Origin of the sequence: Streptomyces sp. NPDC088194, from assembly GCF_040702025.1 — a bacterium.
Lineage (GTDB): Bacteria > Actinomycetota > Actinomycetes > Streptomycetales > Streptomycetaceae > Actinacidiphila.
Genome location: NZ_JBFBIV010000012.1, coordinates 61,907 through 73,097, shown reverse-complemented (window position 1 = coordinate 73,097; position 11,191 = coordinate 61,907). Strand labels below are relative to the sequence as shown.

Below are 11,191 nucleotides of genomic sequence, written 5' to 3'. Positions count from 1 at the left end.
GGCGGCCGGGCCGCGCTTTTCCGGTCCCGCCGCTTTGCGTCCGGTACACCGTTGTCGACCGCAATCGGCGCGGGTTATGTTGCCCGGACTCATTCAGCCGGCCGATCGACGGGAGTTGTGCTGTGGGCGAGAACGACGCGCTGGCGAACGACATCGAGGAACAGCTGCGGAATCACCTGGCCAAAGAATTCCACGACGACTGGACCGTCCGCGGGCTCTCCCAGCACTTCCGCCGCGAGGGCTACGTCAAGGTGTCCGGGATCGTGCCGCCGGATCTCAAGCGCGCGATCGGCGACGACGCCCGTCGGCTGCTGGACCAGGCAAAACGCATCGACACCACACTCAAGGAGACGTCGAACACGCCCCGCAGGATGAGTACGGTCGGCTTCCGCCACATCGCCGACAACAGCGAACTGGTGCCGGCGGTCTACGAGTCGCCCGCGCTGCTGGAATTCCTGTCCCGGCTGGCCGGGGAAAGGGTGCTGCCGTGTCCCTACGAGCCGGAGCGCTTCGTCATGACGAAGCAGGAGAAGGTCGGTGACACCCACGGGTGGCACTGGGGCGACTTCTCCTTCGCGCTCATCTGGATCGTGGAGGCGCCCGAGATCGAGGCGGGCGGAATGCTCCAGTGCGTTCCGCACACCGACTGGAACAAGTCCGACCCGCGCGTGCACGACTATCTCGTCAAGTACCCGGTGAAGACCTATTACCACAGCAGCGGGGACATCTACTTTCTGCGGACCGACACCACCTTGCACCGGACGGTCCCGCTCAACCGTGACGCGACCCGCATCATTCTCAACACGGCCTGGGCGAACGCCGCCGACCTGGAGAGCGCGGACTCGCACGAGACCATGGACGCGCTCTTCGACTGAACACCGCGTACCCGACGGAGTCACGACGGCGGTGCCCGATGCCCTCCAGGTGCTTGAAGTCGCGCAGCCGCAGTCGTACGCCGAGGTCGTCGCGGACGGCGGCGACGAGCCGCCCCGCGAGCAGGGAAGTGCCGCCGGACAGCATGAAGTCGTCGGACGCCGAGGCGCTGTCGACCCGCAGCAGCGCCGTCCACATCCGCCGCACCTGTGCGGCCGCGTCGTCCTCCTCCGGGTCGCCGGCCGGGAGGCCGCTCCCGGCGCCGTCCGGCCGCCCGGCATCCGGCACCGGCGGGCCGGCCGGCGGGAGGACCGGAACCGGCAGCGCCCGCCGGTCCACCTTGCCGTTCGCGTTGCGCGGCAGCCGCTCCAGGCCGATCACCACCGCGGGCACCTCGTGTTCGGGCAGCCGTCGCAGCAGGAAGCGCCGCAGTCCGGCGGGCACCGTCGTGCCGGGCCCGTCCGTGCCGGCCACCACGTAGGCCACCAACTGGGTCCGGCCGTCCTGATCCGGGACGCCGACGACCTCCGCGGCCCGGACGTCCGGGTGTTCCAGGACGGCCGCCTGCACCTGGCCCGGCTCCACCCGGTGGCCGCGCACCTTCACCAGGTCCCCGGTCCGGCCGTGGTGATGCAGCATGCCGTCGCGGTCCAGGACGGCCAGGTCCCCGGTCCGGTAGACGCGCTCGCCGGGGACGGCGGGCCGGGGATGCGGCAGCAACCGCTCGGCGGTGAGCGCGGGGCGGTCCAGATAGCCCCGGGTGAGTTCGGGTCCGGCCACGAACAGTTCACCGACCCCGCCGGTCGGCATCGGCCGCATCGAGTCGTCCAGCACCATCACCCGCACGTCCGGCCAGCTCCGGCCGACCGGCGGCGGCGCGGACCTGCGGGCGTGGCCGGCGGTGTGGGAGGTGCATCTGCGCGTCCACGGGACGAGGCCGCTGGTGACGCCGTTCGCCTCGGCCGACCCGTAGGAGACCGCGGTCTCGTACGGCAGGTGCGGCGGTGCCCAGCGCGCCACCCGGTCCCCGCCGACCGTCACCAGGCTCAGCGGGGTCTCCGACGGCCAGGGCAGCGCCATGAGCTCCTGGGCGGTCAGGGAGTTGAGGAACGCTTTGGTGATCCCCGTCGTGATGAGCCAGTCGCGCAGTTCCGCGGGGGAGGCGACGACGGCGGCGTCGGTGGTGTGCACGCTCGCTCCGCGCGCGAGGTAGGGCCACAACTCGCCGACGCCCGCTGACGAGCCCGGGGAGGCCAGCCAGCTCGCCCGGTCCGAGCCGTGCACGCGGTGCCCGGCCGCGTGGGTCGCGACGCAGTGGCTGACGGATCGGTGGGTGATCCCGGTGGGCTTGGCCTCGCCGGTCGATCCGGACGTGTGCACGACGTAGGCGAGATTGTCCGGATGCACCGGGACGCGAACGGCCCGGTCCTCCGGCCCGCCGATCGCCGAGGCCGCCTGATCGACCGGCAGGACCTCGCAGCGGGCGGTCGCGGCGGCCGGGGGGAGCGCGGCGGGACGGGCCAGCAGGACCCGGGGCGGTGTCGCCGCCAGGAGTGCCGTGGTGCGCTGGTGCGGCCACCGGGGGTCCAGCAGATGAGCGGTGCCGGCGGACTTGAACACCGCCAGGAGCGCGACCAGCAAGTCCGCCGAGCGGTCCAGGTACAGCCCGACCGGTGTCTCGCGGCGGACGCCGCCCGCGCGCAGCACCCGGGCGAGCGCGTCGGCGCGCAGGTCGAGTTGGCGGTACGTCAGCTCCGACGAGGCGTCGGTGAAGGCGAGGCGGTCGGGGGTCCGCCGCGCCTGCGTCTCGATCAGCCGGTGCACCGGAGTCCTGCTCTGTTTCATTTCGTCCGACTCGGCGATGGTGGGTTGAGGCGTCATGATGATTCCTGCCTGTGACCGATTTTCGGGATGGGTCTCTTCGGCATCCGCCTTGTCCGTCGGCATGTTCCCTTGTTCCCGGCGCACCCGGACGCATGTGAGTGAGGTTGACGATGAACTCAAGTCTCGACTGCATGGTGATCGGCTACAACGACCCGCCGCTCTCGTTCCACGAGCACCGGTTGATGGCTCAGGAACCGAAATCCCCGGAACGCCGGGTGTTCATGCGTGAGCACCTCCTGGTGGACGGAGCGCGGCTGGCTCCGATGGATGTCATCAACCACTACGCGGAACGTTTCCAACCGGTCGGCGCCGATCCGTACTACCACGTGGGCGAAGTTCCCAATCTCGCCGCCGTGTATCTCACCAGCTACCTTCGCCGGCAGGGATTCGACGCCGAGTACATCAGCCTGTTCCGGCCGGAGACCTCCCGGCTGGAGGAGGTGCTGGAGCATCGCCGGCCGAAGGTGGTGGCCATCACCACGACGTTCTACCTCATGCCGTGGCCGGTGCACGAGATCTGCCGGTTCGTCCGGGAGCGGTACCCCGAGGCCCATGTCGTCGTGGGCGGCCCGCTGGTGGACAACCTGGCCAACGATCTGTCGGCCGAAGCCCTCACGACCGTCTTCGAGTGGGTCGGCGCGGACTCGTACATCAGGGAGTCCCAGGGAGAGGAGTCCCTGGGACGCCTGGTCAGCGCGGTGCGGCAGGGCACGGAGCCGTCGGGCGTCCCCAACCTGTACACCCGGGCCGACACCGGCTTCCGGTTCACCCGCACGCGGCCGGAGGCCAACAGCCTCGACGCGTGCGCGATCGACTGGGGTCTGTGCGACCGGAGCGAGCTGGGCGCGACCGTGCAGACCCGCACCGCCCGCAGCTGCGCGTTCAAGTGCAGTTTCTGCGACTTCCCGGTGCGGGCCGGCGCCTTGAGCGTCGCCTCCGTGGAGACCGTCGAGCGGGAACTGCGGCAGCTCGCGGATCTGGGCACCCGGCACCTGGTCTTCGTGGACGACACCTTCAACGTGCCGATCGGCCGGTTCAAGGAACTGTGCCGGATGATGATCAGGAACGACTTCCCGTTCGAGTGGTATTCGTTCTTCCGCTGCTCGGCCGCCCGCGACACCGAGATATTCGATCTGATGTGGCGCAGCGGCTGCCGGGCGGTCTTCCTCGGTATCGAGACCGGTGACGACTCGGTACTGCGCAACATGGTCAAGTCGAGCAGCGGCGACCAGTACCGATTCGCCATGGAGCAGTTGCACGCGCGGGGGATAGCGACGTTCGCGTCGTTCATCTGCGGATTTCCCGGGGAGACCGAGCAGACGGTCCGGAACACCGTGGATTTCATCAACGAGACGCAGCCGACCTTCTACCGGTCCGAATTGTGGTTCTACAACCACCGTTCGCCGATCCACCAGCAGGCGGAGACCTTCGGCATCACCGGTCAGGGCTACGACTGGTCGCACGCCACGATGGACTCCGGGCGCGCCGCGGACGCGGCGGACGCCGTGTTCCGGGAGGTCACCGGCTCGGTGTGGATGCCCGGCTACAACTACGACTTCTGGGCCGTGCCGTACCTGCTCGGCAAGGGCCTGACGATGGCGCAACTGGTCGATCTCCACACCACCATGAGCCGCCTGATGGCGTTCAACGCCTCGCCGTCGACCGCGCCGGCCGAGCAGGCGCACCACCGGCGGAAGCTGGAGGAGTGGTTCCGCTCGGTGCGGATGGCGCCGCCCCGGTACCGGATGGCCCAGGACCGGTCCGTGTCCTCAGCGGTCTGAACGGCTGCCGGCGTCCAGGACGGTGACGAGACGGTCGAGCCGGGCCCTGACGGTGTCCTCGTCCCACAGGTCGGTGGCGTACTCCAGGTCGAGGACCAGCCCCCCGGCCGTCTCCTGCACGAAGAGCGTGAGTTCGAAGCGGCTCACGTCCGCCGTGACCTTCGCCGGCTCCGTCCGGCAGCCGGCCAGGGACAGCGCCTGGAGCTCCGGCCGGACCTGCTGCACCGTGGCCTGGAAGAGGGGCATGCGGTCGAAACTGCGCCTGGCCCCGGCCGCCCGCACGATGTCGGCGAGGGGCAGGTGCTGGTGCTGGTAGGCGTCCAGGCAGACATCGCGGGTCCGTGCCAGCAGGTCCGGGAAGGCCAGCTCCGGGTCGTGGTCGACGCGCAGCGGAACGAAGCCGGCGAAGCAGCCCACCGTCCCTTGCACCTCCGCGGTCGGGCGGTTGTCGACCAGGGTGCCCAGCACGATGTCCCGCTGCCCGCTCCAGCGGGCGAGCACGGTCGTCAGCGCGGCGGTGACCGCCATGAACACCGTGGCGCGGCAGCGCCGCGCGAGGCGGGCCAGGCGCCGCACCACCGGCGCGGGAACCGTGCGGCGGCAGGAGGCGACCGACAGCGTGGCCCGCTTCCGGCCCGGTGCGGTGGGAAGGCGGAGCTCGGCGGCACCGGCGAGGTTGCTCCGCCAGAACGCGGTGGCCGCCGCGCCGCGTTCGCCGGCCAGCCAGGCCCGCTCCCACCGTACGTAGTCGGCGTAGTGGGCGCCGACCGGGGCCGGTGCGGGCTCGCGGCCGGTGAGCTGGGCGGCGTAGAACTCGCCCAGGTCGTGGTGGACGACGCCCATCGACGTGCCGTCGGTGACGAGGTGGTGCAGCGTGCAGGACAGCAGGTGGTCCTCGGCGCCGAGCCGGATCAGCGTGGCGCGGACCAGCGGAGCGGTTCCCGTCTCGAACCTCGTGCCGGCGTCGACGCGGGCCAGCCGGACCGCCTGCGCGGCGCGCTCCGCCGCGGGCAGGTCCTCCACCGACAGCAGCGGCATCGCCACCGTGGCGGTGTCGCAGAAGTGCTGGCGGGGGATGTCGTCGACCGCCTCGAACCTGGCGCGCAGACCGGGGTGCCGGTCGATCGTCCGCTGGAGGGCGCGGTGCAGTGCGACGGCGTCCAGCGGGCCGCGTATCCGGTGCGCGAACGCGCTGTTGAAGTCGTCGGCGGCGCCGAGCATGAGGCGTTCGTTGACCCAGATCTGCTGCTGGGCGGCGGACAACGCCGGCTCGCGGTCCGGTCGCTGCCCGGCAGGCGCGGTGGGGGCGGCACCCGCCACGTCCTGGGTGCGGTCGCGCAGCCGCGCGGTGAGGGCGGCGGCGAGGTCGTGCACCGTCGGGTGGAGGAAGACGTCCCGTACGCCGACGGGAACGCCCAGCGCCTCGGTGAGCCGTACGGCCAGTTGCGCGGCCGCCATCGACCCGCCGCCCAGGGCGAAGAAGTCGTCGTGCGGCCCGACCGTCCTGCCGGGCAGGAGCAGGCTCCACACGTCGGTGAGGGTGCGTTCGAGTCCGGTGTACGGCGGCGGGCCGGCCGTCCCGCGCGGCGTGGCCGGCAGCCGGGCCTCGTCGACGGTTCCGTCCGGCCGGCGGGGGATCTGCGCCAGCACGGTCACCTCGGAGGGACCCCACATCCGCGGCAGCGCCGCCGCGAGGTCCCGCCGGAGGCCGGCCAGGTCCGCGGCGCCGGCCGGCGTCTCGGTCACCACGTACGCGACCGGTCGCGGGTCCTCGCCGTGGGGCGCGGTGAGCGCCGCGTCCCTGACCGCCGGCAGGCCGCGCACCACGTCCTCCAACTGGTCCAGCTGAACGTCGAGTTGGCCCAGCCTGATCCGGCGCCGGAGCGGTCCGAGCGTCTCGACGCGCCCGTCGGGCAGGCGGCGTGCGGTGCGTCCGGCGGGGGTCGGCGCCGGCCGGCCGTCGGGGCCCGCGGCCAGCCGGTGCAGCTCGCCGCACGCGCCGACGGGCAGCACGTTGCCGTCGCGGTCGAGGACCACCTCGTCCGCGGCCAGGGCGGTGGACACCTCCGGCGGAGGGAGCATCGCCACCGAGGCGAGCGGCTGGCCGGGGGCGCTCGCGGCGCCGCGGATCAGGCGCGCGAGGTGCGCGACGAACCGGGCGACGGTGTCAGGACCGAACAGGCCGGTGTCGTACTCGACGTGCACCGTCCACGCGCCGGCGTCGAAGACGTGTTCCATCATCAGGTCGAAGCGGGCCCGCGTCCTGGGGACCTCCAGCACGTCCCAGTCGAGGTCCGCGCAGGACAGGTGGGCGTAGTCGCGGTCCCAGATGGTGCAGACGAGCTGGACCAGCGGGGGATGGCTCGGGTCGTAGGCCGGCCGCAGGGCCGCCGCCAGCGCCTCCAGCGGGACCGCGCCGGCGTCGATGGCGTCGAAGACGGCGTCGCAGGCGGCGTCGAGGAGGCGGTCGACCGTGCTGCCGCCGTCGGGCCGCAGCCGTACCGGGACGAGGTTGGCGAACAGCCCGACGGTGCGGGAGAACCGCTCCGGCCGCGGATCGGTGGCGGTGCCCAGCAGCAGGTCGCCGCGGCCGGTACAGCGGTAGACCAGCGCGCCGGACATCGCGGCGAGTACCGCCAGCCGGCTTCCCCCGCAGCCGGCTGCCAGCCGGGTCAGCGCCTGACGGGTCTCCTCGTCCATCGGGAAGGCGTCGCGCCGGCCGCGGAAGTCCTTGACGGCGGGGCGCAGCCGGTCGGCGGGCAGTTCGGCGAGGGTCGGCGCCCCGGCGAGCGCGTCCGCGCGGCGGTCCAGCTCGTCCTGCCAGGCGGTCGCCCCGAGCAGGTGCTGCCGGCGGGCGTACGCGAGGTAGGACGGCGCGTCGGGCAGCGGGGGCGGGGCCGCGCCCCGGGCCGAAGCGGCGTACCACTCCACCAGTTCGCGCAGCAGCAGGCGCAGCGACCAGCCGTCGCAGACGAGATGGTGCACCGCGAGCACGAGGGCGTGGTCGTCGGGGCCGAGCCGGAACAGCGTCCAGCGCAGCAGCGGTCCGCGCGCGGTGTCGACGGCGGCCTCGGTGCGCTGTCGGGCGAGCCCGAGCACCCGCTCCAGCCGTACGTCGGGCGGCACATGGCTCAGATCGACCAGGTCGTCGCCCCAGGGGTCGGCGTACCGGGCCGCCGCGGGCGCCGGCCAGACCGCCTGGACCGGCTCGCCGTCCTGGAGCGGGAAGGTGGTGCGCAGCGCCTGGTGGCGTCCGACGAGCGCGACCAGGGCCCGGTGCAGGTGCTCGGGCCGCAGAGTGCCGCTCAGCCGCAGCAGGCAGCCCTCGTTGTACAGGCCGGTCGGCGGGGCGTTCTGGTCGGCGAGCCAGATCTGGCGCTGCTGCGGGGACAGCGGGCCGGTGTCGACGGGTCCGGCGTCGAGGGGGTGGGAGTCGAGGGGGCCGGCGTCGACGGGGCCGGTGTCGAGGGGACGGGAGCCGGGCGCCCGCCCGCCGCCCTCGTCACGCATGGGCCGGCCGGCCGTCCACCGCCGCCGCGATACCGAGCACCGTGGGTTCCTCGAAGAACTCCTGCGGCGTGAGGGTGACACCGAACGCCGACTGCACCCGGGACAGGATGCGGAGCACCTGGAGGCTGTTGCCGCCGAGCGCGAAGAGGTCCTCGTCCACGGGCGCGTCCTCCACCCGCAGCACCTCCCGGACGATCTCGCCCACCGCCTTCTGGGTCGCCGTCGGCAGCGGCGCCGCCTCGGGCTGCCCCGGCACCGTGCGGGCGGGCGGGAACGGCAGCGCGGACAGCGCGGCCATGTCGACCTTCCCGCTGCTGTTCGCCGGGAGGCTGTCCATCACCACGAGCGTGCCCGGCACCATGTACGGGGGAAGCCAGTCCGCGGTGAAGGCGCGGATGCCGTCGGCCGCCGCGCCGCCGCCGCGCACCTCGGCGTAGCCGACGATCTCGGTGTCCCCGGCGGGGGTGGTCACCGTGACGGCACAGGCACGGCTGACCTCCGGGTGCCGGCACATGGCCTGCTCGACCTCGCCCAGCTCCACCCGCATGCCGCGGACCTTCACCTGCCGGTCGGTGCGCCCGACGTACAGCAGGTCGCCGTCGGGCAGCCGGCGGACGAGGTCCCCGGTCCGGTACAGCCGCCCGCCACCGGCCGCACCGAACGGATCGGGCAGGAACGCCGCGGCGGTCGGCCCCGGCTGGGCGAGATAGCCGCGGGCCAGGCCCGCGCCGCCGAGGTACAACTCGCCCGCCACACCGACCGGTACCGGACACATGCGTTCGTCGAGGACGTACGCACTGTGGTTGGCCAGCGGGCGGCCGATGGGCGGGTCGTCCTGCCCGGTGCCCGCGCAGACCTTCGCCACGACCTCGACCGTCGCCTCGGCCGGACCGTAGCCGTTCACGAACCGCCGCCCGGGCGCCCACCTCGCGGTCAGCTCCGCCGAGAACGGCTCGCCGCCCACCGACATCACCCGCAGGTCGGGCAGGCCGTCCGGGTCCAGGGTCTCCAGCAGCGAGGGAGTGGTCATCAGCACCGTCGCCCGGCGTTCGCGCAGCACGGTCTGGAGGGCGCCGGGCGTGAGCTTGGTGTCGTCACCCGCGATGTGCACGCTCGCGCCGATCAGCAGGGCGGCGAAGATCTCGAAGACCGACACGTCGAACCACAGCGCCGCGCACTGGGCGATGCGGTCGTCGGCGGACAGCTCGAAGAAGTCCTGCACCATGTCGACGAAATGGGTCAGGGCGGCGTGCTCGATCATCACCGCCTTGGGCCGGCCGGTGCTGCCCGAAGTCGGAATGACGTAGGCCAGGTTGGCGGCGGACAGCGGGACCCGGGGGCCGGCGCCCGCCCCCGCGGGCAGGTCGGGCCCGACGAGGTCGAGGGCGACGACCCGCGCGGCCCGGCCGGGCAGCCGCTCCGCGAGCCGAGAGTGGGTCAGGACCGTGCGCACGTCCGCGTCCTGGAAGAGCGCCTCCATCCGGTTGACCGGCATGGCCGGGTCCACCGGCAGGTACGCGGCACCCGCCTTGATCGTCGCCAGCACGGCCACGATCGCGTTGACCCCCCGCTCGTACACGATGGCGCACCGGTGCTCCGGGCGGACACCGATGGCGACCAGGTGCGCGGCGAGCGCGTTCGTGCGCCGGTCCAGCTCCGCGTACGTCAACGTCCCGCCGTGGTCGTCCGCCACGGCGATCCGGTCGCCGTACCGCCCGGCCGCTTCGGCGAACCGTTCCGGCACGGTGCCTCTCCGGTAGTCCCGGAGCGGACCTCTGGCCACCTCCGGCAGCGCCGACTCCCGCGCGGTGACGATGCTCAACTCGCCCACCCGGACCCCGGCCGGGTCGGCCGACGACTGGCGCAGCACCTGCTCGAAGCGTTCCAGCAGCAGCTCCGCGAGTCCGGGCCGCAGGGACCCGGGGCGGTACGCCAGGGCGAGGAGCGGGCCGGACCGCCCGGCCACCTCGTCCCGCGCACCCAGCTCCACGGTGAGGGTGAGGTCGGCGCCGATGTCGTGGTACTCGGGCAGCCGGGTGGTGACCGCCACGCCCGGGACCCAGGGGTCTTTGTCGTGGCCGGGCACGACGGAGACGACGGCCCGCGGGGCGAGGTCGCCGACGGCGTCCCGGTAGGCCGCCGACGGCGTGCCGGCGTGCGAGGCGAGGGCCGCGCCTTCCTCGACGGCGTTCCGGCACCGATCGGCGAGTTGGGCGGGCGTCGCGGAGGCGGTCAGCGCGAGCCGGACCGGCACGACGACGAGCGGGGCGCCGCCGCGCGGCCCGTCCGCCCGCGGTGAACCGGCGTCGCAGCGGTACGGGCCGGTACCGAACAGCAGGTCGCGCTGCCCGCTGTGCCGGTGCAGCCAGGCCGCGAACGCCGCCTGCACCAGGGCCGGTTCGTCGACACCGAGCCGGGCCGCGGCCGGGCCGAGCGAGGCGGAGACGTCCGGCGCCAGAGGGCGGGTCACGATGCGGGTGTCCGTGCGTCCGGCGTTCGTGCCGGCGTGCTCGGCCGGAAGGCCGAGCCGTTCGGCGCCCTTGAACGCCTCCGCCCACCGGCGCACCTGTTCGGCGCCGCTGTCACCGCCCGGCTCCGCGGAGCGCGGCGTCCCGGGGCCGGCCGGCCGCTCCGGGGGGACGCCGGGCTGGCCGGGGCCGCCTGCCGCGGGCTCTCCACGGTAGTGGCGCGACAGGTCCCGCAGCACGCTCGCGCGGCGCGGTGCCCAGGCCCCGGGCGCGGCCACGACGAGCACGTGGCGATCCGGCGCGAGGACGCACACGGCCGTCCGCGCCGGGGCCTCGGCGGCCACTCCCGCGAGCGCGCCGCTCTCCTCGCGCCGGACCCGGTCGACCGCGTCGTCCTGCTCGGCGGCCGGCAGGTGCCTCAGGTCCAGCGTGCGGGTCATGGCCGGCTGCCCCACGGGCGGGTTCCGCAACGTCACCCGCAGGGTGCGTTGCAGGGCCTGGGAGTCCAGCGGGCCGGTCAGTTCGACCGCCCAGGACAGGACGGACGTATCGGGGGTGTCGTACCGGTCGGTCGCGTCAGCGCTTCGCATGGTCTTCCCGTCTCACGGTTCCAGTCGGCTGCGGGCGGCGGCACCGGGAACCGGTGCTCACCGGGTGCTCCGTCGCGTTCGTCGC

Annotated in this window: 5 protein-coding genes; 2 read left to right on the top strand and 3 right to left on the bottom strand. The window is 73.5% G+C overall.

Annotated features, from left to right (window positions below):
- Positions 1–122 precede the first annotated feature (122 nt).
- Complete coding sequence (locus AB0399_RS09100; RefSeq protein WP_329363111.1) at positions 123–875, top strand: ArpA protein; 753 nt, start codon at positions 123–125, stop codon at positions 873–875.
- On the opposite strand, the gene AB0399_RS09095 is transcribed toward AB0399_RS09100, so the two are convergent.
- Positions 799–2,754, bottom strand: a complete 1,956-nt coding sequence (locus AB0399_RS09095; protein ID WP_366410793.1) for a non-ribosomal peptide synthetase — start codon at positions 2,752–2,754, stop codon at positions 799–801. The two genes, AB0399_RS09100 and AB0399_RS09095, sit on opposite strands and share 77 nt — an antisense overlap.
- A gap of 113 nt (positions 2,755–2,867) precedes the next feature.
- On the opposite strand from AB0399_RS09095, the gene AB0399_RS09090 reads away from it, so the two are divergent.
- A complete protein-coding gene (locus AB0399_RS09090; protein ID WP_366410792.1) occupies positions 2,868–4,538 on the top strand; it encodes a PhpK family radical SAM P-methyltransferase in 1,671 nt (556 codons plus the stop codon).
- Here AB0399_RS09090 and AB0399_RS09085 read toward each other — a convergent pair.
- Both AB0399_RS09085 and AB0399_RS09080 read right to left on the bottom strand, forming a co-directional pair.
- Positions 4,527–8,048: a condensation domain-containing protein gene (locus tag AB0399_RS09085; protein ID WP_366410791.1), complete on the bottom strand. Its 3,522-nt coding sequence runs from the start codon at positions 8,046–8,048 to the stop codon at positions 4,527–4,529. The genes AB0399_RS09090 and AB0399_RS09085 overlap by 12 nt on opposite strands.
- The gene (locus AB0399_RS09080) at positions 8,041–11,106 is read right to left on the bottom strand and encodes an amino acid adenylation domain-containing protein (protein WP_366410790.1); all 3,066 of its coding nucleotides are present in this window, start codon (positions 11,104–11,106) and stop codon (positions 8,041–8,043) included. The genes AB0399_RS09085 and AB0399_RS09080 overlap by 8 nt, the downstream gene beginning before the upstream one ends.
- Positions 11,107–11,191: the final 85 nt, after the last annotated feature.

What these genes read in the sequence shown, in the direction of transcription:
- AB0399_RS09090 (WP_366410792.1), top strand. Translation starts at nt 2,868, where the DNA reads ATGAACTCAAGTCTCGACTGCATGGTGATCGGCTACAACGACCCGCCG.
- AB0399_RS09080 (WP_366410790.1), bottom strand. Translation starts at nt 11,106, where the DNA reads ATGCGAAGCGCTGACGCGACCGACCGGTACGACACCCCCGATACGTCC.
- AB0399_RS09085 (WP_366410791.1), bottom strand. Translation starts at nt 8,048, where the DNA reads ATGCGTGACGAGGGCGGCGGGCGGGCGCCCGGCTCCCGTCCCCTCGAC.
- AB0399_RS09095 (WP_366410793.1), bottom strand. Translation starts at nt 2,754, where the DNA reads ATGACGCCTCAACCCACCATCGCCGAGTCGGACGAAATGAAACAGAGC.